This window comes from Burkholderia sp. BCC1638 (assembly GCF_902833195.1).
GTDB classification, from domain to species: Bacteria; Pseudomonadota; Gammaproteobacteria; order Burkholderiales; family Burkholderiaceae; genus Burkholderia; species Burkholderia diffusa.
This window is the reverse complement of record NZ_CADFEC010000004.1, coordinates 336,421-359,526: the sequence shown is the minus strand read 5'-3', so window position 1 is coordinate 359,526 and position 23,106 is coordinate 336,421. Positions and strand designations below refer to the sequence as shown.

Genomic DNA, 23,106 nt, shown 5'->3' with positions numbered 1-23,106 from the left:
CGGCGACTACGCGACGCGACGGGCGCCGCGTTCCGCACGCGAATGGTCAGAAGAATGCCTGGATGCCCGTCTGCGCGCGGCCGAGGATCAGCGCGTGGATGTCGTGCGTGCCTTCGTACGTGTTCACCACTTCGAGGTTCACGAGGTGGCGCGCGACGCCGAATTCGTCCGAGATGCCGTTGCCGCCGAGCATGTCGCGCGCGAGTCGCGCGATGTCGAGCGCCTTGCCGCACGAGTTGCGTTTCATGATCGACGTGATCTCGACGGCCGCCGTGCCTTCGTCCTTCATCCGGCCGAGACGCAGCACGCCCTGCAGGCCGAGCGTGATTTCGGTCTGCATGTCGGCGAGCTTCTTCTGGATCAACTGGTTCGCGGCGAGCGGCCGGCCGAACTGCTTGCGATCGAGCACGTACTGGCGCGCGGTGTGCCAGCACGACTCGGCCGCGCCGAGCGCGCCCCAGGCGATCCCGTAGCGCGCCGAGTTCAGGCACGTGAACGGGCCGCGCAGGCCGCTCACGTTCGGCATCAGGTTCTCCTCGGGCACGAACACTTCGTCGAGCACGATCTCGCCGGTGATCGACGCGCGCAGCCCGACCTTGCCGTGGATCGCGGGCGCCGACAGGCCCTTCCAGCCCTTCTCGAGGATGAAGCCGCGGATCGCGTCCTTGCCGTCTTCTTCCAGTTTCGCCCACACGACGAACACGTCGGCGATCGGCGAGTTGGTGATCCACATCTTCGCGCCGGACAGCGAATAACCGCCGGGCACCTTCTTCGCGCGCGTGACCATGCTGCCCGGATCGGAGCCGTGGTTCGGCTCGGTCAGGCCGAAGCAGCCGATCCATTCGCCGCTCGCGAGCTTCGGCAGGTATTTCTGCTTCTGCGCGTCCGAGCCGAATTCGTGGATCGGCACCATCACGAGCGACGACTGCACGGACATCATCGAGCGGTAGCCGGAGTCGACGCGCTCGACTTCGCGCGCGATCAGCCCGTAACTCACGTAATTGAGGCCGGGGCCGCCGTATTCTTCCGGAATCGTCGGGCCGAGCAGGCCGATCTCACCCATCTCGCGGAAGATCTCGGCGTCGGTGCGTTCGTGGCGGAACGCCTCGGTGACGCGCGGCGCGAGCTTGTCCCGCGCATACGCGTGCGCGGCATCGCGCACCATCCGCTCTTCCTCGGTCAGTTGCTGGTCGAGCAACAGCGGATCGTCCCAATGAAAAGTTGCAGCGCTCATCGTGTCATCTCCTGTTGGCCAGGGTGGGCGCTTCAGCGCTTGCCCTGATCCCATGCTTGGCGGTCGGTCCCGGGCTGGCGCTTCGCGGCCTGCCCCGATGTCTAAAGTTCGCTTGACTCAAGTTCCGCTGTGCGGAACAATGTTTTGCAAAACGAACCCAGTGTAGCATCACATGACGCTTTCAACCATCGACGAAACCATGATCGACGAACGCAAGTTCGTCGTTGCGCTCGCGCGCGGGCTCGACCTGCTGCGCGCATTCCGGCCCGGCGAGACGATGCTCGGCAATCGCGACTTCGCGGAGCGCACCGGGCTGCCCAAGGCGACGGTGAACCGGCTCGCCTATACGCTGACCGTGCTCGGCTATCTGCGCTATGACGAGACGCTCGGAAAGTATGCGCTCGACGCCGGCGTGCTGTCGCTTGGCTACGCGCTGCTGTCCGGCTCGGGGACGCTCGATCTCGCCCGGCCGCACATGCAGGCGCTCGCGCGCGAGATCGGCGCGGCCGTGTCGCTCGGCTGCCGCGACGGGCTCGACATGATCTATCTGGAGACGATCCGCAGCGAAACCGCGCTGACGCTCGGGCTTGCGCCCGGCTCGCGGCTGTCGATGCTGACGAGCTCGATGGGGCGCGCGTACCTGGCCGTGCAGCCGGAGGACGTGCGCCGCGCGCTCTATGCGGATCTGCACCGGGCGGCCGGCGGCGCGGCCGACGCGGATGCGCTCGTCGCGGCCGCGCAGGACGCGGTGGCCGAGTTCTCCGCGGGCGGATGCTGCTATTCGTTCCGCGCGTGGCACATGGACGTGAACGCGGCGGCCGTGCCGTTTCGCGAACCGCGTGAAGGGCGCTGGCTGATCCTGAGCTGCAGCGGGCCTGCGTCGTCGATGGACGAGGACGTATTCCGCACGCAGGTCGGGCCGAAGCTGAAGGCGCTCGCGCAGCGGCTCGGGCAGACGGTCTGAAACGGGCGCCGCGAGCGGCGCGTCGCCGGGCCGACCGGGCGCCAGCGTGGCGGCCGCTGCCGGTTGCGTCGCGCGCGAGGCGCGCTCATCATCATCCACCGGTTCCCCGACGATGACGAGGTTCGCGATGTCCCACCCGGAAACCATGGAAGGCGGTTGCGCATGCGGGGCGATCCGCTACCGGATCGCCGGCATTCCGGCCGACGCAGGCTTCTGCCATTGCCGGCTCTGTCAGCGCACGACGGGGGCGGCGGTCGTCGCGTCGGCATCGGTGCCGCTCGACGCATTCGAATACCTGCAGGGCGAGCCGACGGTCTATGCGTCGAGCGCGTGGGGCGAGCGGCGCTTCTGCGGCCGCTGCGGCGCGCAGTTGGAGTATCGGCTGGCCGATGCGCCGACGACCGTGGAAATCAACTATGCAACGCTCGACGAGCCGGCGCGGCTGCGTCCCGCGTGGCACGTCTGGTACGGGGATCGCTTCCCGGGCATCGAGATCAACGACGATCTGCCGAAATTCGACGATGGCGGAAGGGCCTAGCGACGTGCCGGCGTCGAATCCGCGCACACGCGCGTTCGACCTTTCACGCATGAACGGAACAGGAACCGGCCATTATCGGGCGACGATGCACGCCGCCCCCGACTCCCGACGCAATACCAATACCGACAGCGGATTCCGCCATCCGCCGTGCCGCGCCCCGCGGGGGCCGGCCATTCGCCCGCTCAGGCCGGGACGACCTTCGAGAACACCGGCCCCTGCATGAACCGCACGTCGTGCTGGCGCAGCAGCTCGCACTGCGTCTCGTCGACGACGCCGTCGAAAATCAGCGGAATCCGCACGCGCTGCGCATATGCGACCAGCGCCTTCACCATCCCGTCGCGCAGCGCGATGCCCGCATCCATCTTGATGTAGTCGGGCCGCGCCATCTCCGATTCGACCGCGAGGATCCGGCCCGGGTCGGGCAGCTTGTCGGCGACCTTGAAACCGTGATGCTGGTAGCTGCGCGTCAGGTAGCCGAGGAAGGTCTTGTGCGCGACCGCGACCGCCGGCAGCTCGATCACGATCCGCTCGGTCGGCAGCCCGAAGCGCTGCAGCACCGACGAGAAATGCTTGCCGTGGTCGTACTTCACGCTCTTGAGCAGCCGTTCGTGCACGCGCAGGAACAGCAGCCCGTGGCGTTGCGCGCCGAAGAAGTTGATCGCGTGCAGCGCGCGAGACAGCCGGTCGATCGCGACGAGCGTCTGGTCGTCGACGGCCGAGTCGACCGGATCGTGCGGCGCGCCGGTGACCAGCGTGACGGCCTGGAAGCCGAGTTCGTCGCCGTAGCGCTCGATCGCGTCGGCGAACGACGTCGACTGCGGCGCGCCGGGCATCGTCACGTCGTAGATCGGTTCATAGGCGCTCGCGAGCGTGCGCTCCGGCAGATTTGCGCACGCGGTGCCGCCCGCTGCAAGCGCGAGGTGTTCCCGCAGATACGGCAATTGCCCGGCACGGACGACCAGCTCGGGAATGTTGGGCGGAATCATCGGCGTAGGAAGGAAAAATGGCGGCCGAAACGGCCGCCTCATGTCTTGATATTAGCAGCGCCCGTCCGGCTCGGCTTGGCGTTTCGCTCATATGGTTATCCCGTTCTCGCGCGGATGGCTAGGGTTTACGTTGATTTCACTATTCGTAATTGGTTTTACTATTCGTAAATCCAAAGATTTGTCGCCGATCAAGAAAAGCGGCGTTCGGGCGCCCGGAGCGGCGCCGATTCCCGAATCGGATCAACAGGAAGCAAGGAGCGAGACGTGGCGGTTGACAGCAAGTGGGCGAGGCAGGGCGGGCCGCGGCAGTGGCGGGCAACGGGCATGAGCGGGACGACGCAGCGCGCGTCGGCGCGCGGACGGCAGGGCTGAGGAGCGGATGGCGACCATGAGCATCGATTACCAGACGCTGAAGTTCGACTACCAGCCGCGTGCGACGCGGGCCGCCGGCGATGACGCCGCCATCCACCCGGTGGTGGTGGTCGGCGCGGGCCCGGTGGGCCTGTCGGCGGCGATCGACCTCGCGCAGCAGGGCGTGCCGGTCGTGCTGCTCGACGACGACGACACGCTGTCGACGGGCTCGCGCGCGATCTGCTTCGCGAAGCGCACGCTCGAGATCTTCGACCGGCTCGCCTGCGGCGAGCGTTTCGTCGACAAGGGCGTGAGCTGGCACGTCGGCAAGGTGTTCCTGCAGGACGAGCAGCTGTATGCGTTCGACCTGCTGCCGGAGGAAGGTCATGCGCGTCCCGCATTCATCAACCTGCAGCAGTACTACGTCGAAGGCTATCTGGCCGAGCGCGCGTTCGCGCTGCCGAACATCGACATCCGCTGGAAGCACAAGGTGACGGGCGTCGCGCAATCGGCGGAACACGCCACGCTCACCATCGAGACGCCGGAAGGCATCGAGACGCTGCGCGCGCAGTACGTGATCGCGGCCGACGGCTCGCGCAGCCCGATGCGCGCGGCAATGGGCCTCGAGAGCCGCGGCCGCACGTTCAAGGACCGCTTCCTGATCGCCGACGTGAAGATGAAGGCGGAATTCCCGACCGAACGCTGGTTCTGGTTCGATCCGCCGTTCCACCGCAACCAGTCGGTGCTGCTGCATCGCCAGCCCGACAACGTGTGGCGCATCGACTTCCAGCTCGGCTGGGACGCCGATCCGGTCGCCGAGAAGCAGCCGGAGCGCGTGATCCCGCGCGTGCGTGCGCTGCTCGGGCCGGATGTCGAGTTCGAGCTGGAATGGGTGAGCGTCTATACGTTCCGCTGCCAGCGGATGGATACGTTCCGTCATGGCCGCGTGCTGTTCGCGGGCGATTCCGCGCACGGCGTGTCGCCGTTCGGCGCGCGCGGCGCGAACAGCGGCGTGCAGGATGCGGACAACCTCGCGTGGAAGCTGAAGCTCGTGCTCGACGGCCGCGCGGACGATCGCCTGCTCGACACCTACGCGAGCGAGCGCGAGTTCGCGGCCGACGAGAACATTCGCAACTCGACGCGCTCGACCGATTTCATCACGCCGAAGAGCGCAGTATCGCGCGTGTTCCGCGACGCGACGCTGAAGCTCGCGCGCGACTGCGAGTTCGCGCGCAAGCTCGTGAACAGCGGCCGCCTGTCGGTGCCGGCCGTGCTGGCCGATTCGCCGCTGAACACGCCGGACCGCACCGGCGACACGTTCGCGTGCGCGATGCGGCCGGGCGCGGCGGCGGCCGATGCGCCGGTGCGCGCGCACGGCACGTCGGGCTGGCTGCTGCGGCATCTGAGCGACGGTTTCGCGGGCGTGCTGTTCGGGCTGCCGGGCGACGCCGCCGCGCTCGCGCAGGCGCTCGACGGCCTGGCGCTGCCGGTGCGGCCGGTGCTGGTCGTGCCGGCCGGGCACGCGCAACCGGTGGCCGGCGTCGACGTCGTGGAGGACGTCGACGGTCTCGCCGCGCAACGCTACGACGCGAAGCCTGGCACGTTCTATCTGCTGCGCCCCGACCAGCACGTCTGCGCGCGGATGCGCACGCTCGAGCGCCAGGCGATCGCCGACGCGCTGGCGCGCGCGACCTGCGCGCGCGGAACATCGCATTGAACACGACAACGATACCGGAGACACCCGTCATGCCCCGACTCGACACCCGCCCGCGCCTGGCCGATCCGGACGCGTTCTACGAAGCGCTGATCGACATGCATCGCGATCTGTCCGACGCCGACAGCCAGCTCGTCAACGCGAAGCTGATCCTGCTGCTCGCGAACCAGATCGGCGATGCCGACGTGCTGCGCGAAGCGATGGCGCTCGCGCGTCAGGGCGTGACGCCGCCCGTGCATCCGGCCGCCGAGGTGGCGCAATGAGCGCGGCGCCGGCCGACGCGCGCGTGCTCGAAGTCGAGCGCGTGATCGACGAGACCCATCGTCCGGGCTTTCACTGGATGCTGCTCGCGTTGTGCGGGCTGTGTCTCGTGATCGACGGCTTCGATGCGCAGGCGATGGGGTATGTCGCGCCCAGCGTGATCGCCGAATGGGGCGTGCCGAAGCAGGCGCTCGGGCCGGTGTTCAGCGCGAGCCTGTTCGGGATGCTGCTCGGCGCGCTCGGGCTGTCGGTGCTGGCCGACCGGATCGGGCGGCGCCCGGTGCTGATCGGCTCGACGCTGTTCTTCGCGGTGACGATGCTCGCGACGCCGTTCGCGGGTTCGATCCCGGTGCTGATGGCGCTGCGCTTCGTCACGGGCCTCGGCCTCGGCTGCATCATGCCGAACGCGATGGCGCTGGTCGGCGAATTCAGCCCGGCCGCGCATCGCGTGAAGCGGATGATGATCGTGTCGTGCGGCTTCACGCTCGGCGCCGCGATCGGCGGCTTCATCAGTGCCGCGCTGATTCCGGCGCTCGGCTGGCGCTCGGTGTTCTTCGTCGGCGGCGCGGTGCCGCTCGTGCTGACGCTCGCGATGTTCGCGCGGCTGCCCGAGTCGCTGCAGTTCCTGGTGTTGAGAGGGCGCGACGCGCAGGCACGCGCCTGGCTCGCGCGCTTCGCGCCGCAGGCCGGCATCGACGCGAGCACGCGCCTCGTCGTGCGCGAGCGCGCGGCGAGCGGCGCGCCGGTCGCGGAGCTGTTCCGCCATGGCCGCCTGCCGGTCACGCTGCTGCTGTGGGCCATCAGCTTCATGAACCTGATCGACCTGTACTTCCTGTCGAACTGGCTGCCGACCGTGATGCGCGACGCGGGCTATTCGCCGGGCACGGCGGTGATCGTCGGCACGGTGCTGCAGACGGGCGGCGTGATCGGCACGCTGTCGCTCGGCTGGTTCATCGAACGCTACGGCTTCGTGCGCGTGCTGTTCGCGTGTTTCGCGTGCGCGGCCGTCTCGGTCGGGCTGATCGGCTCGGTCGCGCATGCGCTGCCGTGGCTGCTGATCGTCGTGTTCGCGGGCGGATTCTGCGTGGTCGGCGGGCAGCCGGCCGTGAATGCGCTCGCGGGCCAGTATTACCCGACGTCGCTGCGCTCGACCGGTATCGGCTGGAGCCTCGGCATCGGCCGGATCGGCTCGGTGCTCGGGCCGCTCGTCGGCGGCCAACTGATTGCGCTCAACTGGACCAACGACGCGCTGTTCCACGCGGCCGCGGTGCCCGTGCTGTGCTCGGCGCTGTTCGTGCTGGGACTGGCCGGCGTAACGCGGCGCAGCGGCGCGCAGGCGCCGAACGCCGCCATGAATTGATGGAGAAAGGAAACGATGACGCTTGACCTGTCGAAACCGGCGCGAGCCGGCTACCTGAGCGGTTTCGCGAACGAATTCGCGACCGAGGCGCTGCCCGGCGCGCTGCCGCACGGTCGCAACTCGCCGCAGCGCGCGCCGTACGGCCTGTATGCGGAGCAGCTGTCGGGCACCGCGTTTACCGCGCCGCGCAGCCACAACCGCCGCTCGTGGCTGTACCGGATCCGGCCGGCGGCCGTGCACCGGCCGTTCGAGCCGTTCACGGGCACGCAGCGGCTCGTGTCGGAATTCGGCGACTCGGCCGACGTGCCGCCGACGCCGCCGAACCAGCTGCGCTGGGATCCGCTGCCGATGCCGGTCGAGCCGACCGATTTCGTCGAAGGGCTCGTGACGATGGCCGGCAATGGCTCGGCGGCCGCGATGAACGGCTGCGCGATCCACCTGTACGCCGCGAACCGCTCGATGCAGGACCGCTTCTTCTACAGCGCTGACGGCGAACTGCTGATCGTGCCGCAGCAGGGGCGGCTCTTCATCGCGACCGAATTCGGGCAGCTCGACGTCGAGCCGTTCGAGATCGCGGTGATCCCGCGCGGCGTGCGTTTTTCCGTCGCGCTGCCGGACGGCGATGCGCGCGGTTACATCTGCGAGAACTTCGGCGCGCTGCTGCGCCTGCCGGACCTCGGCCCCATCGGCTCGAACGGGCTCGCGAACCCGCGCGATTTCCTCACGCCGCAGGCCGCGTACGAGGATCGCGAGGGCGCGTTCGAGCTGGTCGCGAAGCTGAACGGGCGCCTGTGGCGCGCGGACATCGGACATTCGCCGTTCGACGTCGTCGCGTGGCACGGCAACTACGCGCCGTACAAATACGACCTGCGCCTGTTCAACACGATCGGCTCGATCAGTTTCGACCATCCCGATCCGTCGATCTTCCTCGTGCTGCAGTCGCCGAGCGACACGCCGGGCGTCGACTCGATCGACTTCGTGATCTTCCCGCCGCGCTGGCTCGCGGCCGAGGATACGTTCCGGCCGCCGTGGTTCCACCGCAACGTCGCGAGCGAGTTCATGGGGCTCGTGCACGGCGCGTACGACGCGAAGGCCGAAGGCTTCGTGCCGGGCGGCGCGAGCCTGCACAACTGCATGTCGGGCCACGGGCCGGATGCGGACACGTTCGAGAAGGCGTCGGCGAGCGACACGACGAAGCCGCACAAGGTCGACGCGACGATGGCGTTCATGTTCGAGACCCGCACGCTGATCCGGCCGACGCGCTATGCGCTCGACACCGCGCAGCTGCAGGCCGACTACTTCGAATGCTGGCAAGGCATCAAGAAACACTTCAATCCGGAGCAACGATGAGCGATACCCAAGACTGGCGCGCAACGCTCGACCCGGCCCGCAAGAGCTGGGTCGAGACGGCGAACGATCCCGCCTGCGATTTCCCGATCCAGAACCTGCCGTTCGGGATCTTCAGCGATGCGAAGCAACCGGCGCGCCGCGCGGGCGTCGCGCTCGGCGACCAGATCGTCGACCTCGCCGCGCTCGCGCGTGCGGGCCTCGTGACGCTGCCGGCCGGCGCCGACGTGTTCGCCGCGCCGACGCTCAACCCGTTCATCGCGCTCGGCCGCGACGCATGGCGCAGCGTGCGCGTGCAGCTGTCGGGCCTGTTCTCGCGCGAGGACGCGCGGCTGCGCGATGACGCCGCGCTGCGCGCGAACGTGCTCGTCGCGCAGCGCGACGCGACGCTGCACCTGCCGGTCGACATTCCCGGCTATACCGATTTCTACTCGTCGAAAGAGCATGCGACCAACGTCGGCTCGATGTTTCGCGATCCGAAGAATGCACTGCTGCCGAACTGGTCGGAGATGCCGATCGGTTACAACGGCCGCGCGTCGTCGGTAGTCGTGAGCGGCACGCCGGTGCGGCGCCCGAACGGCCAATTGAAGCTGCCCGACCAGGAACGTCCGGTGTTCGGCGCATGCCGCAAGCTCGACATCGAGCTGGAGACGGGCTTCATCGTCGGCCGCGGCAACGCGCTCGGCGAGCCGATCGCCTGCGAGGATGCCGAAGCGCACATCTTCGGGATGGTGCTGCTGAACGACTGGAGCGCGCGCGACATCCAGCAGTGGGAATACGTGCCGCTCGGCCCGTTCAATGCGAAGACCTTCGCGACGACGATCTCGCCGTGGATCGTCACGCTCGACGCGCTCGAACCGTTCCGCGTCGAGCAGCCCGAACAGTCGCCGCAGCCGCTCGCGTATCTGCGGCACGCGGGCAAGCATGCGTTCGACATCGCGCTCGAAGTGACGCTGCGCGCGGAGGGCGCCGCCGAAGCGACGTCGATCTGCCGCACCAACTTCAAGCACATGTACTGGACGATGGCGCAGCAGCTCGCGCATCACACGGTCGCGGGCTGCAACACGCGCGTCGGCGACCTGATGGGATCGGGCACGATCAGCGGGCCGACGAAGGACTCGTTCGGCAGCCTGCTCGAACTGACGTGGAACGGCAAGGAGCCGCTCGCGCTGAACGGTGGCGGCAGCCGCGCGTTCATCGAGGACGGCGACGAGCTCACGCTCGCGGGCTGGTGCCAGGGCGACGGCTATCGCGTCGGTTTCGGCGCATGTGCCGGCAAGATCCTGCCGGCGCGCAGCGTATGACGGACTGCACCGCGACTCGTTACGCGTAGTCCGGATGCAGAGGGCGGCCCGCATTGCGCGGGCCGTTTTCATTTCGGCGGCGGGTGGCGGGCGGCGGTACGCAAGCGCTGGTGCGTGACGCTGCGCACGAGCGTCGGCGCCAACATCTGCGTCGGCGTCAGACCGCGCGCTGCAACGTGGCGCGTCGTTCCCACAACGCGGCTGCGACGAACGCGGCGACGCAGACGACCAGTACGCCGATCAGCGCGTTGCTGCCCAGTTGCTCCATCAATGCGCCGGCGACCAGCGGACCGCCGAAGCTCGCGGCGCTCCACGATGCCGACACGAGCGAGCTCGCGGTGACGAGCGCCGCGCCGCGGAAGCGTTCGCCGCATGCGACGAGCGACAGCGTGTAGATGCTGCCGGCCGCCGCGCCCAGCACGAACAGCAACGGCCAGCACAGCCACGGGTTCACGATAACGAACGGCAGCAGCGGCAGGCCCGCGAGCACGATCCAGCCGGCGCCGAGGTGCACGCGTTCGCGGCCGAGCTTGTCCGCGAGCCAGCCGATCGGGAACTGCATCGCGGTGTCGCCGAACAGCATGATCGACGCTAGCAGCACGGCGGTCGCGCTCGCGACGCCGTGATCCATCGCATAGAGCGGCAGCAGCGACAGCGCGAGCGTATCGAACAGCGCGAAGAAGCCCGTGCCGATGATCAGCGCCGGCATGCGCGGCAGCACGGCGAGCCAGCTGTCGTGCGCTGCGTGGTGCGCGTCGTCGCCGGCGAGCGGCGCGCGGCGGATCGTCGCGAGCGTCGGCAGCGCGAGCAGGAACAATGCGCCGCACAGCGCGAAGCGGATGCTCGTCGCGCCGGCGATCTGGCTGACGAGCACGGGGCCCGCCATCTGGAACAGCGTGAAGTTGGTCGCGTAGATCGCGACCACGCGGCCGCGCGTCGAATCGTCTGCGAGCTGGTTGACCCATGCCTCGCCGATCGTGAACAGCAGCATCAGCGCCGCGCCGCACAGCACGCGCAGCACGCCCCATACGATCAGGTTCGACGTGAACTGCATCAGCGCCGTGGCCGCCGCGAGCAGCACGACCGACACGACGATCGCGCGGCGCGAGCCGATGCGCCGCGCGAGTGCGGTGACGAACGGGACGATCGCGAGGCCACCCAGGGCCTGCGCGGCCGTCAGCATGCCGACGACGTTGGTGCCGTGTCCGGCTTCGGTCAGGGCGAGCGCGGTGAGCGGCATCGTCGCGCCGGTGCCGAGACCGACGACCGCGACGCTCAGGATCAGCGCGAGGAAATCACGATTGAGAATGGCTTTCATCGGCCGCGATGCTACACCGCGGACCCTGAAAGGTCCATGAAGGCCATCAGGTTCGCATGGCGTTGCGCGCGCAACGAACGCCGCGGCACGCGGCCCGGCCGCTGCACCGCCGCACCGCCACGCGTCGCCGCTGCGCGCGCGTCACACGTATCCGGTCGGCCCGCTCACCGGACGGCGCTCGAGCGACGCCGACCACAGCGTGAGCGCGAGCGCGGCGACCGCCATCGCGGCACCGACCCACGGCAGGTTCACGAGCGACACGCCGGAGCCGATCGCCATCCCGCCGAGCCAGGCGCCCGTCGCGTTGCCGAGGTTGAACGCGCCCTGGTTCAGCGTCGACGCGAGGTTCGGCGCGTCGCTCGCGCGATCGACGATCAGGATCTGCAGCGGCGGCACGATCGCGAACGCGAGGATGCCCCACACGAAGATCGTCGCAAGCGCCGCGAACGGCAGGTGCATCGTGCCCGCGAACAGCGCGAGGACGATGCCGATCAGCGCGAGCGTCGCGATCAGCGACGGCATCCGGCGCCAGTCGGCGAGCTTGCCGCCGAGCGTGCCGCCGACGGTCAGGCCGAGACCGAACAACAGCAGCACATAGGTGACCTGGCGCGGCGAGAAGCCCGTCACGTCCTCGAGGATCGGCGTGATGTACGTGAACACGCTGAACAGGCTCGCGGACGCCAGCACGCTGATGCCGAGCACCATCAGCACCTGCGGATGCTTCAGCACGCTGAATTCCCGCGTGATGCTGGTGTCGGGCATCGCGAGGTTCCTTGGCAGGCACACCGCGAGCGCGGCGGCCGCGGCGATGCCGATGCCGGTGACGGCCCAGAACGTCGCGCGCCAGCCCCAGGCCTGGCCGAGCGCGGTGCCGAGCGGCACGCCGAGCACGTTCGCGAGCGTGAGGCCGGTGAACATCAGCGCGATCGCCTGCGCGCGCCGGTTCGGCGCGACGAGGTTGCTCGCGACCACCGAACCGATCCCGAAGAACGCACCGTGGCAGAACGCGGTGACGACGCGCGCGGCCATCAGCACCGCGTAGCCGGGCGCGATCGCGCAGAACAGGTTGCCCGCGATGAACAGCCCGATCAGGCCCATCAGCGCGCGCTTGCGCGGCATTCTCGCGGTGACGATCGCGAGGATCGGCGCGCCGATCGTCACGCCGAGCGCGTAGCCCGACACGAGCATCCCGGCGGCCGGGATCGACACGCCGAGGTCGCGGGCGACGTTGGGCAGCAGCCCCATGATCACGAACTCGGTGGTACCGATTCCAAATGCGGCGACGGCAAGGGCGAAAAGAGGTAATGGCATCGCGGTGGGCTACGGAAAGGCCGCGGCCCGAGGCCGGCGCGGGATGCGCGCGGCGGGCGGGGCGGGGGGACATCAGCCGCGATTCTACTTCAGTGAAAACCCCTATGCTCGGGGCCAAAACGGATGTTGCCGGTGTGCGACGCGGTAGCAGCCGCGGCGCGTCACAGTGTGGGATTGAACGATGTCCGATGTCGGCAACGCGGCAAAATTCGGGTCGAAGCGACGCCGGTGGAGCGGCGCTTTTCGCGCGCCGCGGGCTCGATTAGCGCTCGGGCAGGGCGCCGGCTGATGTCGAGTCGGAGCGGTCGGCCGGTGCTGCCACCTCGGGCGACGGCGATGACGACGGCGACGATCCGCCTGTCGTGCCGGCGTTTGCCGTGCAATCGGCGGTCTGCGTCGCCGGTGCATCCCACCCGTTTTCGAACAGGCATGCCTCGATCGGCATCCGCGCGGCCCAGCGCTCCTCCTCGAGCATCGGCTTCGCATAGAACGCATCGACATGCCCGACGCACAGCACGGCGATCGGCTTCGCGCCGGCCGGCATGCCGAGCAGCGTGCGCAGCGCGTCGACATCGAACAGCGACACCCAGCCCATCCCGAGCCCTTCGGCGCGCGCGGCGAGCCACATGTTCTGGATTGCGCAGGCGGCGGACGCGAGGTCCATCTCCGGCAGCGTGCGGCGGCCGAACACGTGGCGCTCCCGATCGTCGGTCAGCGCGACGACCAGCAACTCGCCGCATTCGCGCACGCCTTCGACCTTCAGCCGCATGAATTCGTCCTGCCGCTCGCCGAGCGCGTCGGCGGTCGCGCGGCGCTCGGCCTCGACCAGCGCGTGGATCGCGGTGCGCAGCGCGGGATCGGTGATGCGGATGAAGCGCCACGGCTGCATGAAACCGACGCTCGGCGCGTGGTGCGCGGCGCGCAGGAGCCGCGCGAGCGTGGCCGGATCGACGGGCGCCGGCGTGAAGTGGCGCATGTCGCGCCGTTCGAAGATGGCGCGGTAGACCGCGGCAATGGCGGAGTCGTCGAAACGCATGAGCGGCAGAAGCAAGGGGGAAGTCGGCGCAACGATAGCAGACGCCGGCCGCGCGGCGTTACATCAGTCAAAACAAAATGATGAATCGTTGACGGATCGCGTGCGCCGCGCGCCGTGGATCAGCGCCCCGTCGTGACGACGTTGGTCGGCGTGCCGGCGTGCCATGCCTCGATGTTCAGCAGCGTCGTATGCGCGATCTCGGCGAGCGCCTCGCGCGTGAAGAATGCCTGGTGCGACGTGACGATCACGTTCGGGAATGTCAGCAGGCGCGCGAGGACGTCGTCCTGCAGCGGCAGGTCGGAGTGATCCTCGAAGAACAGGCCGCTTTCCTCTTCGTACACGTCGAGCCCGAGATGGCCGAGCTGCCCGCTCTTGAGCGCGTCGACCAGCGCCTGCGCGTCGACGAGGCCGCCGCGGCCGGTGTTGATCAGCATCGCGCCGTGCTTCATCCGCGCGAGCGTCTGCGCGTTGATCAGATGGTGCGTCGACGGCAGCAGCGGGCAGTGCAGGCTGACGATGTCCGATTGGTGCAGCAACTCGTCGAGCTCGACGTAGCGCGCGCCGAACGCGATCAATTCGTCGTCGTAAGGCGGCATCGAGTGCGCGAGCACGTGCATCCCGAAGCCCATCATGATCTTCGCGAACACGCTGCCGATCAGGCCGGTGCCGATCACGCCGACGGTCTTGCCGTGCAGGTCAAAGCCGAGCAGGCCGTTCAGCGAGAAGTCGCCTTCGCGCGTGCGTGCGACCGCGCGCGGCAGCCGGCGGTTGAGTGCGAGGATCAGCGCGACCGCGTGTTCGGCGACCGCGTGCGGCGAGTACGCCGGCACGCGCACGACGGCGATGCCGAGCCGCTCGGCGGCCGCCAGGTCGACGTGGTTGAAACCCGCCGAGCGCAGCGCGATCAGGCGCGTGCCGCCGTCGGCGAGCCGTTCGAGCACGGCCGCGTCGACGGTGTCGTTGACGAACGGACACACGACCTCGTAGCCGTGCGCGAGGATCGCGGTTTCCGCGTCGAGGTGCGACGGCTGGAAGTGCAGCCGATAGCCGAATTGCCGATTGGCGGCGGTAAACGATTCGTCGTCGTACTGTCGGCTGCTGAACAGGATCACACGCACGCTGCACCTCCGATGGCTGTCGCGTGCAGTTTACTGCAGGCCCGTCTGCCGGCCGGTAACGATGTCGGCGCGATCGGGCGTGCGCAGGAAGCCGTAACCGGTCCGCTCGCGGGCCGCCTGCGCGCCGAAGTGCTCGAGCGCATGCTCGACGAAGCTGCGCGTGCGGGCCGGCACGTACTGGCGGTTCGGGTAGACGAGCGACAGTTGCGCGTCCGGGTCGTCGATCCGGTAGGCGGGCAGCAGCCGCACGAGCGTGCCGGCGGCGAGCGCGTCGGCGATGCTCGGCTCGGGCAGCACCGCGATGCCGGACCCGGCGACGGCCGCTGCCTGCACGAGCGCCAGCTGGTTGACCGTGCAGGTCGGGCGCACCGTGATCGAATGCGTGACGCCGTCGTGGCCGACCAGCCGCCACGCGGGCGCATGCTGGTGCGGCGCGAGCGCGACCCAGTCGTGGCCCGGCAGGTCATCGGGTGCGCGCGGCTCGCCGCGCCGTTCGAGATACGCGGGCGCCGCGCAGGCGACGAACGGGCTCGGCGCGAGTGCGTGGCCGATCAGGGTCGGGTTGCCGTCGAGCCGGTTGCCCGTCGCGATGCCGACGTCGTAGCCGGAATCGAGCACGTCGAGCGGCCCTTCGGCGACGGTGAGCTGCACGCGCAGTTCGGGGTAGCGGTGCCGGAAACTGCTGACGAGCGGCGTGAGCGCCAGCGGCGACAGCAGGCCCGACGCGACGACGCGCAGCGTGCCGGCGGGCTCGCGCACGGCGTGCGCGACGGACGCCTCGAGGTGGTCGAATTCCTCGAGCAGCGCACGGCAGCCGTCGAGGTAGCGCAGGCCGGCCTCGGTCAGCGACAGGTTGCGCGTGGTGCGGTGGATCAACCGCGTGTTCAGGTGAGACTCGAGCATCGCGATCGAGCGCGTGACGAGCGCATTGGACACGCCTAGATGGTGCGCCGCGCGCCGGAAGCTCTGCTGTTCGGCGACGCAGACAAACACACGCATGGTCTGAATCTGGTTCATGGCTCGCGGATTTCTGGCCCGGTTGATTGATTTTGGTTGTGATTTTTCGTTGCGCGACCTGGAAAACCGTCGCGTGACACCGGGGTTCTGGCCCGTATCGAAAAATCGGTTTTCGATTCTGCAGACGATTGTTCATTACAGAACCGATATCCGTCAACCTGAGAAAAAGGGCGGGTTGCGTAAAATCGAAATCGCGGGTATCGATTTAGCGGGGCAGTGTCGTGTGTGTATGCGGGGGATAGCCGGAAGTGAATTGAGTGAAACTGCCGGTGGTTTGAATGTTTACCATTTAAATCAATGCATTGTGCGTGATCGTGTGTGGCCTGGTGCGGTAATGGGTGAAATCGCTCACCAATTGATGCCGCGATAATGGATGTTTTTTACCGGGCCCGGTTTTCGTGGACCGATTCCATCCCGCGCGATTTTTATCGTGATGGCCGGTATTCCGGCCGATGCATGTATCGTGCAGAACGCGGGCATCCGGAGCGCGTCGCCATACTGCGCGAGAAAATCGCGGACATCGAACTGCGGATGGAACCGTTACGCATCCGCACGCCAATGCCGCGGCATGACGAAATCCGCTCATGCGGTGCAGGCGCGGCCGGCTGGCCCGGTCCGTCGACCGGGCCAGCGTCGCGCTGTCCGGCGGCGCGTGCCTCTTGCGCGCGGGCGCGGAACGGGGAATGATCGATCAGTTCGCCGTGCCGTGCGGCGAACGATATCCGAGCGTTTTCTTCCTTCCTCCTTGACCTGCCATGTCCATCGATTACTCGCCGATTCCCTGTCCCGTCGTCGTGCCGCTCGACGCGATCCTGCCCGAAGAACCGCTGCTGATGATGGGGGCCGGCCCGGTCCCGATCCCGGCCGCCGTCGCGAAGGCGAACACGATCGTGATCAACCACCTCGGCGCGACGATGGCGAAGATCATCGAGCAGGTGAAGGAGATGGCGCGCTACGTATTCCAGACCCGCTCGAAGTGGGTGCTCGGCGTGGCCGGCCCCGGCTCCGCCGCGATGGAGATGGCGATTTCGAACCTCGCGTGGCGCGGCACGCGCGTGCTGTCGATCCGCAACGGCTTCTTCAGCGCGCGGATGGCCGAAATGGCCACGCGCGTCGGCGCCGACGTCGCCACGCTTGAGGTGGCCGACCGCTCGGTCGCGAGCCTCGACGAGATCGCGGACGCGATCGCGCGCGAGCGGCCCGAAATCGTCACGATCGTGCAGGGCGAGACGTCGAACACCGTGTGGAACCGCGATCTGCGCGACATCGCCGCGCTCGCGAAGGCGGCCGGCGCGCTGGTCGTGGTCGACGCGGTGTGCACGCTGTCGACGATGCCGCTCGAGATGGACGCATGGGGCATCGACGCGGTGATCACGGGCGGCCAGAAGGGGCTGTCGTCGATCCCCGGTGTGTCGCTGATCGCATTCTCCGACGCCGCGTGGGAGCGCATGAAGCAGCGTCCGGAACCGAATGCGCACTGGTGCCTCGACATGGCGCTCGCGGAGAACTTCTGGCACAACGCGGGCTATCACTACACGGCGCCGGTGTCGGGCGTGCTCGCGCTGCACGAGGCGCTGCGGCTCGTCTGCGCGGAGACGCTCGAAAGCCGCTTCGCACGCCATCTTCGCTGCTCGCTCGCGCTGCAGGCGGGCGTCGAGGCGATGGGGCTCACGCTCTATGCGCCGAAGGACTGCCGGCTCAACTCGGTGGTCGGGATCGAGACGCCCGAAGGGCTCACGCCGGGGATGGTGTGCGGCCATATCTCGAAGCAGTACCAGGTCGAGATTTCGGGCTCGTTCGGGCTGCCGATCGTGCGGATCGGACAGATGGGCGAACAGTGCCGCGAACACAACCTGTTCCGCACGCTGCACGCGTTCGGCCGCACGATGGACGACCTGAAGGTGCCGGTCGACCTGCCGGCCGGCGTGGCCGCGCTCGAGCAGGAACTGTCGCGGCGCGGTACGTAAGCGGAGAGCCGAGAGTGGCGAGGCGGGTGCGCTGCACGAAACCGCCTCGTCGACGGCCGGGGCGCGTGGCGTTCAGCCGCCCCGCATCGCGCGCCGGTACGCGTTCGGCGTCGTGCCGTGCGCGTCGCGAAAGCGATGGCTGAAGTGGCCGGCGTTCGCGTAGCCGCATTCGGCCGCGACCTGCGCGAGCGGTAGCGTCGTCGTGCGCAGCAGCAGCCGCGCCCGCGCGAGCCGCTGCTCGGCCACCCACGCGTGCGGCGCGCGGCCGAACGACAGCCTGAACATCCGCGAGAAATGGTATTCGGACAGCGCGGCGACGTTCGCCAGTTCGCCGAGCGTCAGCGGCTGCGACAGGTAGCTGTCGATATAGTCGCGCACGCGGCGGCGCACGGCCGGCGCGAGCCCGCCGCGGAACGGCACATCGGTGCGCGTCGTGCTCTGGCCGCGCAGCAGCAGGCTCAGCACGTCGTGCGCGGCTTCGTTCACGCGCAGCCGTCCGTCGGCATCGTCCCAGCGTTCGAGCGCGAGCGAACGGAACTGCGCCGCGACGCGCGCATCCTCGAAATAGGTGCGGTCGGCGAGCTTCAGCTCGCGCGGCTCGCGATCGAGCTCGCGGATCGCGCGCTGCGTGAAGTGCTCGGGCAGGAAGTACAGGTGGATGAAGTGCATCTCGCCGCGCACCCACCAGCGCGATTCATGGTCGCCGGGCAGGGCGCACAGCAGGCTCGGCGCGCCGTAGCGCGGCACGCGTTCGCGCTCCGTCCGGTAGCCGCCGTCGAGATAGCACGACAGCGTATGGTGGCCGGGCTGTTCGTAGATCGTCTCGCTTTCGTCGGTGATGCGCGTCCATTCGGCGATCGCGAGATGGTCGCCGAGCCACGCGAAGCGTTCGAGCGTCGCGTTCGCCTCGGCGAGCGTGCGGCACACCGACTGCAGGCCGAACGGCATCGCACCGCCGGCAAGGGCGGCCGCGTGGTCGGCGGGCGGGGCGTACAGGGGCGAACTCATGATGGGGCGAGTATAAGCGCGCGCGAAGCGCGCCGTGCGGACGCCCGAAAAAGACCGCAATTCCGGACAATCCGCGCCGGCAGGGTGGCGGCACAGTCGAAGTCCGTCTCACTCGTTCCGCTTCGTTGCCGCCATGAACCTGTCGCTTTATTTCGTCACCGTGCTGATCTGGGGCACCACCTGGATCGCGATCAAATGGCAGCTCGGCGCCGTGCCGCCGCCCGTGTCGATCGCGTGGCGCTTCTGGCTCGCGGCCGCCGTGCTGTTCGCGCTGCTGCGCGTGATGCGCCGGCCGGTGCGCCCGCCGCGCGAGGCGTGGCGCTACCTCGTCGCCCAGGGCTTCGCGCTGTTCTGCCTGAATTTCCTGTGCTTCTACTATTCGGAGCAGGTCGTGCCGAGCGGCCTCGTCGCCGTGATCTTCTCGACCGCGCCGCTGCTGAACTCGATCAACGGCCGGCTGTTCATGGGCCGCCCGCTGCGGCCGTCCGCGATCGCCGGCGCGCTGCTCGGGCTGACCGGCATCGCATGCCTGTTCTGGCAGCAGATGGCCGGTCACCTCGACGATCACGCGACCTGGACGGGCCTCGCGATCGCGTTCGCGGGCACGATGTGCTTCTCGGCCGGCAACCTGCTGTCGAGCCGGATGCAGTCGATGGGCCTGCACCCGCTCGCGACCAACGGCTGGGCGATGCTGATCGGCGCGGCGATCCTGACGATCGGCAGTGCGGTGGCCGGGCTGCCGTTCATGATCGACCCGAGCCCGCGTTATCTCGGCGCGCTTCTCTATCTGGCCGTGCCGGGCTCGGTGATCGGGTTCACGGCCTACCTGACGCTCGTCGGACGGATCGGGCCCGAGCGCGCCGCGTACTGCACGGTGCTGTTCCCGATCGTTGCGCTGGCCGTGTCGACGGTCTTCGAGGGCTACCAGTGGTCGCCGCTCGCGGTGCTCGGGCTGCTGCTCGTGCTGGCCGGCAATCTCGTCGCGTTCGACCTGACTCGCCGGTTGTTCCTGCGCACGGCCTGACCGGGGCGGCCGCCGCGATCGCCGCCGGAAACAAAAACGCCCGCGCGATGCGGGCGTTTTCCTTTGGGCCGCCAGGGCAGCGGCCGCCTGGCCGGTCGGCGAGCGGCTCGCTCAAGCCGCCGCGCCGCTCCCCGCGACCCGCGCCTGCCGCTGGTACAGCATCATCGACAGCGCGACGCCCGCCGCCGCGGCCACCGCCGCGAACAGGAACACCTGCGGATAACCGAACTCACCGGCCACATAGCCCGCGAGCGGGCCCGTGATGCCGAGCGACAGGTCGAGGAACACCGAATACGCGGACAGCGCCGCGCCACGGCTTGCCGGCGGCACCAGCGCGACCGCCTCGACGCCGAGCGCCGGGAAGATCAGCGCGAAGCCGAAGCCGGTCAGCGCGGCGCCGACGAGCGCGACGTGCGGCACGGGCGCGAGCCACAGCAGCACGAGGCCCGAGCATTCGAACGCGAACGACACGATCGCGACGCGGAAGCCGCCGTAAGTCTTGATCGTGTTCGCGAACAGCAGGCGCGCGCCGATGAACAGCGTGCCGAACACGGTCAGCGACAGCGCGGCGTTCGGCCAGTGGCGCGCCGCGTAGTACAGCGTGACGAAGGTCGCGATCGAGCCGAAGCCGGCGGAGCCGAGCGCGAGACCGAGGCCGTGCGGCAGCACGCGCGTGAACACGCTCGCATACGACATCCGTTCGCCGTGCACGAGCGGCACGGAATCGATCAGGCGTGCGAGATAAAAGCCGGTCGCGGCGAGCGCGATCACGATCACGCCGATCAGCGCCGGATTCAGCGTATGCGCGATCGCGACGCCGACCGGCGCGCCGAGCGCGAGCGCGCCGTAGGTCGCGATGCCGTTCCACGAGATCACTTTCGCGTTGTGCGCGACGCCGACCCGCCCGATGCCCCACAGGATCGCGCCGGTGCCGCACAGGCTCTCGCCGACGCCGAGCACGAGCCGGCTCGCGACCAGCAGCACGAGGCTCGCGACCGGCCAGTGAGCCAGCAGCAGCGCGACGAGCAGCAGCACGCCCGACACGCCGCAGCCGATCAGCCCGCGCAGCACCGTCTGCTTCGGCCCGAGCGTGTCGGCGAAGCGCCCGGCGAGCGGGCGCGACGCGAGCGTCGCGAAATACTGGACGCTGATCGCGCCGCCCGCGACGATCGCGGAAAAGCCGAGGTCGTCGTGGACGAAGCCCGGCAGCACGGCGAGCGGCAGGCCGATGGTCAGGTAGCAGATGAACGTGAAGCAGACGACGGACACGATTTGCAGCGTGACGGCAAACCCGCTGCGCGGCGATGTGGCGGAATCGGTGGACATGGGGTCGGATCGAATGGGCGAAACGGAACGGAAGACGGCGAAAAACGGAATCGGGATTTTCCCATGGAACCGGTTTTCCCGCAGGGACCATTTAGTTAATCGCGCCCCGTTTCCGTTGCCGAAGAATCGCTGACGGCGCGGTGCCGGCAAGCGCGGAATCCAGATGGAGCAAGGCGCGCGCCGCCCGCCGGGCAGCCTCGCCGCCCATATCGCGACAGTTATATGGGCCCCATGCGTGATGGGCTATGGGTTGCGGAATTTGATGGTGATAGCGTGCAAACTGTCAGAGAAACGTCGGTCGAGCGCCCCGCGCAGGCCGCCTTGCCCCCACTTGAAGAACGATAGAGACATGAGTGAGCCGATCCGCTTCTACCATCGTCACGCGGTCCGCGAAGTCAGCGGCGCGGACGTCACCCGCACCGTGCTGCAGTATCTGCGCGAGGATGCGCACTGCACCGGCGCCAAGGAAGGCTGCGCGGAAGGCGACTGCGGTGCGTGCACGGTCGTCGTCGGCGAGCTGACCGACGCGGGCACCGTCGCGTTCAAGGCCGTCAACGCCTGCATCCAGTTCCTGCCCACGCTCGACGGCAAGGCGCTGCTGACGGTGGAAGACCTGCGCCAGCCGGACGGTTCGCTGCATCCGGTGCAGCAGGCGATGGTCGACTGCCACGGGTCGCAATGCGGGTTCTGCACGCCCGGTTTCGTGATGTCGATGTGGGCGCTGTACGAGAAGCACGGCCACGAAGGCTGCGGCAGCGCGTGCGCAAAGGCGAAGGACGTGCCGACGCGCACCGAGATTGCCGATGCGCTGACCGGCAACCTGTGCCGCTGCACCGGCTACCGTCCGATCGTCGACGCGGCCGTGCAGATGTTCGATGCGACCGGCGAAGGTGCGCCGGCGTCTACCGCGCCGGTCGACACGGCCGCGCTCGCCCGTACGCTCGCATCGCTCAAGCGCGACGACACGTTCGACTACACGACGCCCGACGGCGCACGCTTCGCGGCGCCACGCACGCTCGACGCGCTGGCCGCGCTCAAGGCCGAGCGTCCCGCCGCGCGGATCCTCGCCGGCAGCACCGACATCGGCCTGTGGGTCACCAAGCAGATGCGCCGTCTGGACGACCTGATCTACGTCGGCCAGATCGCCGAACTGCAGAACGTCGTGCACGGCGACGACTGGATCGAGATCGGCGCGGGCGTGACGGTCGAGAACGGGTATGCGGCGCTCGCCGGCACGTATCCGGAACTGACCGAAATGTGGAAGCGCTTCGCGTCGCTGCCGATCCGCAACGCGGGGACGATCGGCGGCAACGTCGCGAACGGTTCGCCGATCGGCGACTCGATGCCGGGCCTGATTGCGCTCGGCGCGCGGGTCGTGCTGCGCGGCGGCGACACGGTGCGCGAGCTGCCGCTCGAGGCGCTCTACACCGGCTATCAGCAAAAGGACATGGCGCCGCACGAATTCGTCGTCGGCCTGAAGGTGCCGACCCGCACCGGCGCGCGCGCGAAGCTGCAGTTCCGGACGTACAAGCTGTCGAAGCGGTTCGACTCCGACATTTCGGCGGTGTGCGCGGCGTTCGCGTTCATCGCGGACGGCGAGCTGATCCGCGAGCCGCGCATCGCGTTCGGCGGGATGGCCGCGACGCCGAAGCGCGCGACGCACACGGAAAGCCTGCTCGACGGCGCGCCATGGCACGAAGCCACCGCGCAGGCCGCGATGCAGGCGCTCGAGCGCGACTACCAGCCGCTCACCGACATGCGTGCGACGAGCGCGTATCGCCTCGATACCGCGAAGAACCTGATGTACCGATTCTGGCTGGAGACGCGCCCGCACGACCCGCTGCCGCCGCAGGCGCTGAACGTGCGTGAAGTGGCCGCCGAAGTTGCCAACGACGCGGCGCGCGTCTGACGAGGGAGAACAC

General features: G+C 68.8%; 20 protein-coding genes. 11 read left to right on the top strand and 9 right to left on the bottom strand.

Translation table 11 applies throughout. The features are described from left to right. Positions 1–46: 46 nt before the first annotated feature. Positions 47–1,234, bottom strand: coding sequence for an acyl-CoA dehydrogenase (locus HWX22_RS07055; RefSeq protein ID WP_175907644.1), 1,188 nt, complete (start codon positions 1,232–1,234; stop codon positions 47–49). 172 nt (positions 1,235–1,406) lie between these two features. On the opposite strand from HWX22_RS07055, the gene HWX22_RS07050 reads away from it, so the two are divergent. Next, positions 1,407–2,198: an IclR family transcriptional regulator gene (locus tag HWX22_RS07050; RefSeq protein WP_175907642.1), complete on the top strand. Its 792-nt coding sequence runs from the start codon at positions 1,407–1,409 to the stop codon at positions 2,196–2,198. Positions 2,199–2,325: 127 nt separating this feature from the next. After that, positions 2,326–2,736, top strand: coding sequence for a GFA family protein (locus tag HWX22_RS07045; RefSeq protein ID WP_175907640.1), 411 nt, complete (start codon positions 2,326–2,328; stop codon positions 2,734–2,736). Between the two features lie 182 nt (positions 2,737–2,918). Here HWX22_RS07045 and HWX22_RS07040 read toward each other — a convergent pair whose 3' ends face one another. Further along, positions 2,919–3,722 carry an EAL domain-containing protein gene (locus HWX22_RS07040; protein ID WP_059530510.1) on the bottom strand — a complete coding sequence of 268 codons (804 nt, stop codon included), beginning with the start codon at positions 3,720–3,722 and terminating at the stop codon, positions 2,919–2,921. Between the two features lie 379 nt (positions 3,723–4,101). On the opposite strand from HWX22_RS07040, the gene HWX22_RS07035 reads away from it, so the two are divergent. The 5 genes from HWX22_RS07035 to fahA are packed head-to-tail and all read left to right on the top strand — an operon-like array spanning position 4,102 to position 10,059. Continuing rightward, on the top strand, positions 4,102–5,790 hold the full coding sequence (locus HWX22_RS07035) for an FAD-dependent oxidoreductase (protein ID WP_175907638.1): 1,689 nt from the start codon (positions 4,102–4,104) through the stop codon (positions 5,788–5,790). 29 nt (positions 5,791–5,819) lie between these two features. After that, on the top strand, positions 5,820–6,050 hold the full coding sequence (locus tag HWX22_RS07030; protein ID WP_014897947.1) for a DUF2783 domain-containing protein: 231 nt from the start codon (positions 5,820–5,822) through the stop codon (positions 6,048–6,050). Continuing rightward, complete coding sequence (locus HWX22_RS07025; protein WP_175907636.1) at positions 6,047–7,408, top strand: MFS transporter; 1,362 nt, start codon at positions 6,047–6,049, stop codon at positions 7,406–7,408. The genes HWX22_RS07030 and HWX22_RS07025 overlap by 4 nt, the downstream gene beginning before the upstream one ends. Before the next feature lie 15 nt (positions 7,409–7,423). Further along, on the top strand, positions 7,424–8,758 hold the full coding sequence (hmgA, locus tag HWX22_RS07020) for a homogentisate 1,2-dioxygenase (RefSeq protein ID WP_175907634.1): 1,335 nt from the start codon (positions 7,424–7,426) through the stop codon (positions 8,756–8,758). Beyond that, the gene (fahA, locus tag HWX22_RS07015) at positions 8,755–10,059 is read left to right on the top strand and encodes a fumarylacetoacetase (protein WP_175907632.1); all 1,305 of its coding nucleotides are present in this window, start codon (positions 8,755–8,757) and stop codon (positions 10,057–10,059) included. Before hmgA ends, fahA begins: the two co-directional genes overlap by 4 nt. A gap of 157 nt (positions 10,060–10,216) precedes the next feature. Here fahA and HWX22_RS07010 read toward each other — a convergent pair whose 3' ends face one another. From HWX22_RS07010 to HWX22_RS06990, 5 genes are all read right to left on the bottom strand, one after another. Next, on the bottom strand, positions 10,217–11,377 hold the full coding sequence (locus HWX22_RS07010; RefSeq protein WP_175907630.1) for an MFS transporter: 1,161 nt from the start codon (positions 11,375–11,377) through the stop codon (positions 10,217–10,219). A 141-nt stretch (positions 11,378–11,518) separates the two neighbouring features. Next, on the bottom strand, positions 11,519–12,688 hold the full coding sequence (locus HWX22_RS07005; protein WP_059530493.1) for an MFS transporter: 1,170 nt from the start codon (positions 12,686–12,688) through the stop codon (positions 11,519–11,521). Positions 12,689–12,950: 262 nt separating this feature from the next. Continuing rightward, entirely contained in the window at positions 12,951–13,724 is a 774-nt protein-coding gene (bluB, locus tag HWX22_RS07000; RefSeq protein ID WP_175907667.1) for a 5,6-dimethylbenzimidazole synthase, read from the bottom strand. 119 nt (positions 13,725–13,843) lie between these two features. After that, positions 13,844–14,842 carry a 2-hydroxyacid dehydrogenase gene (locus HWX22_RS06995; RefSeq protein WP_059690708.1) on the bottom strand — a complete coding sequence of 333 codons (999 nt, stop codon included), beginning with the start codon at positions 14,840–14,842 and terminating at the stop codon, positions 13,844–13,846. Between the two features lie 30 nt (positions 14,843–14,872). Beyond that, entirely contained in the window at positions 14,873–15,859 is a 987-nt protein-coding gene (locus tag HWX22_RS06990) for a LysR family transcriptional regulator (protein ID WP_175915291.1), read from the bottom strand. Between HWX22_RS06990 and HWX22_RS06985 the strand changes: the two genes are divergently transcribed. Both HWX22_RS06985 and HWX22_RS06980 read left to right on the top strand, forming a co-directional pair. Then, on the top strand, positions 15,858–16,229 hold the full coding sequence (locus tag HWX22_RS06985; protein ID WP_159085635.1) for a hypothetical protein: 372 nt from the start codon (positions 15,858–15,860) through the stop codon (positions 16,227–16,229). The two genes, HWX22_RS06990 and HWX22_RS06985, sit on opposite strands and share 2 nt — an antisense overlap. Before the next feature lie 385 nt (positions 16,230–16,614). Beyond that, entirely contained in the window at positions 16,615–17,826 is a 1,212-nt protein-coding gene (locus HWX22_RS06980) for an alanine--glyoxylate aminotransferase family protein (protein ID WP_059699324.1), read from the top strand. A gap of 72 nt (positions 17,827–17,898) precedes the next feature. On the opposite strand, the gene HWX22_RS06975 is transcribed toward HWX22_RS06980, so the two are convergent. Continuing rightward, entirely contained in the window at positions 17,899–18,834 is a 936-nt protein-coding gene (locus HWX22_RS06975; protein ID WP_175915290.1) for an AraC family transcriptional regulator, read from the bottom strand. 133 nt (positions 18,835–18,967) lie between these two features. Here HWX22_RS06975 and HWX22_RS06970 point away from each other — a divergent pair, with 133 nt between their 5' ends. Next, complete coding sequence (locus HWX22_RS06970; protein WP_059530477.1) at positions 18,968–19,858, top strand: EamA family transporter; 891 nt, start codon at positions 18,968–18,970, stop codon at positions 19,856–19,858. Positions 19,859–19,969: 111 nt separating this feature from the next. Here HWX22_RS06970 and HWX22_RS06965 read toward each other — a convergent pair whose 3' ends face one another. Beyond that, positions 19,970–21,184: an MFS transporter gene (locus tag HWX22_RS06965; protein ID WP_059690711.1), complete on the bottom strand. Its 1,215-nt coding sequence runs from the start codon at positions 21,182–21,184 to the stop codon at positions 19,970–19,972. 349 nt (positions 21,185–21,533) lie between these two features. Here HWX22_RS06965 and xdhA point away from each other — a divergent pair, with 349 nt between their 5' ends. Continuing rightward, positions 21,534–23,093, top strand: coding sequence for a xanthine dehydrogenase small subunit (xdhA, locus tag HWX22_RS06960; protein WP_175915289.1), 1,560 nt, complete (start codon positions 21,534–21,536; stop codon positions 23,091–23,093). Positions 23,094–23,106: the final 13 nt, after the last annotated feature.

Excerpts from the sequence above, each read along its gene's own strand:
- HWX22_RS06980 (WP_059699324.1), top strand. The coding sequence starts at position 16,615 with ATGTCCATCGATTACTCGCCGATTCCCTGTCCCGTCGTCGTGCCGCTC.
- HWX22_RS07040 (WP_059530510.1), bottom strand. The coding sequence starts at position 3,722 with ATGATTCCGCCCAACATTCCCGAGCTGGTCGTCCGTGCCGGGCAATTG.
- HWX22_RS06970 (WP_059530477.1), top strand. The coding sequence starts at position 18,968 with ATGAACCTGTCGCTTTATTTCGTCACCGTGCTGATCTGGGGCACCACC.
- HWX22_RS07010 (WP_175907630.1), bottom strand. The coding sequence starts at position 11,377 with ATGAAAGCCATTCTCAATCGTGATTTCCTCGCGCTGATCCTGAGCGTC.
- fahA (WP_175907632.1), top strand. The coding sequence starts at position 8,755 with ATGAGCGATACCCAAGACTGGCGCGCAACGCTCGACCCGGCCCGCAAG.
- HWX22_RS07045 (WP_175907640.1), top strand. The coding sequence starts at position 2,326 with ATGTCCCACCCGGAAACCATGGAAGGCGGTTGCGCATGCGGGGCGATC.
- HWX22_RS06965 (WP_059690711.1), bottom strand. The coding sequence starts at position 21,184 with ATGTCCACCGATTCCGCCACATCGCCGCGCAGCGGGTTTGCCGTCACG.
- hmgA (WP_175907634.1), top strand. The coding sequence starts at position 7,424 with ATGACGCTTGACCTGTCGAAACCGGCGCGAGCCGGCTACCTGAGCGGT.
- HWX22_RS07025 (WP_175907636.1), top strand. The coding sequence starts at position 6,047 with ATGAGCGCGGCGCCGGCCGACGCGCGCGTGCTCGAAGTCGAGCGCGTG.
- HWX22_RS06985 (WP_159085635.1), top strand. The coding sequence starts at position 15,858 with ATGGCTCGCGGATTTCTGGCCCGGTTGATTGATTTTGGTTGTGATTTT.
- bluB (WP_175907667.1), bottom strand. The coding sequence starts at position 13,724 with ATGCGTTTCGACGACTCCGCCATTGCCGCGGTCTACCGCGCCATCTTC.
- HWX22_RS07005 (WP_059530493.1), bottom strand. The coding sequence starts at position 12,688 with ATGCCATTACCTCTTTTCGCCCTTGCCGTCGCCGCATTTGGAATCGGT.
- xdhA (WP_175915289.1), top strand. The coding sequence starts at position 21,534 with ATGAGTGAGCCGATCCGCTTCTACCATCGTCACGCGGTCCGCGAAGTC.
- HWX22_RS06990 (WP_175915291.1), bottom strand. The coding sequence starts at position 15,859 with ATGAACCAGATTCAGACCATGCGTGTGTTTGTCTGCGTCGCCGAACAG.
- HWX22_RS07055 (WP_175907644.1), bottom strand. The coding sequence starts at position 1,234 with ATGAGCGCTGCAACTTTTCATTGGGACGATCCGCTGTTGCTCGACCAG.
- HWX22_RS07030 (WP_014897947.1), top strand. The coding sequence starts at position 5,820 with ATGCCCCGACTCGACACCCGCCCGCGCCTGGCCGATCCGGACGCGTTC.
- HWX22_RS07035 (WP_175907638.1), top strand. The coding sequence starts at position 4,102 with ATGGCGACCATGAGCATCGATTACCAGACGCTGAAGTTCGACTACCAG.
- HWX22_RS07050 (WP_175907642.1), top strand. The coding sequence starts at position 1,407 with ATGACGCTTTCAACCATCGACGAAACCATGATCGACGAACGCAAGTTC.
- HWX22_RS06975 (WP_175915290.1), bottom strand. The coding sequence starts at position 18,834 with ATGAGTTCGCCCCTGTACGCCCCGCCCGCCGACCACGCGGCCGCCCTT.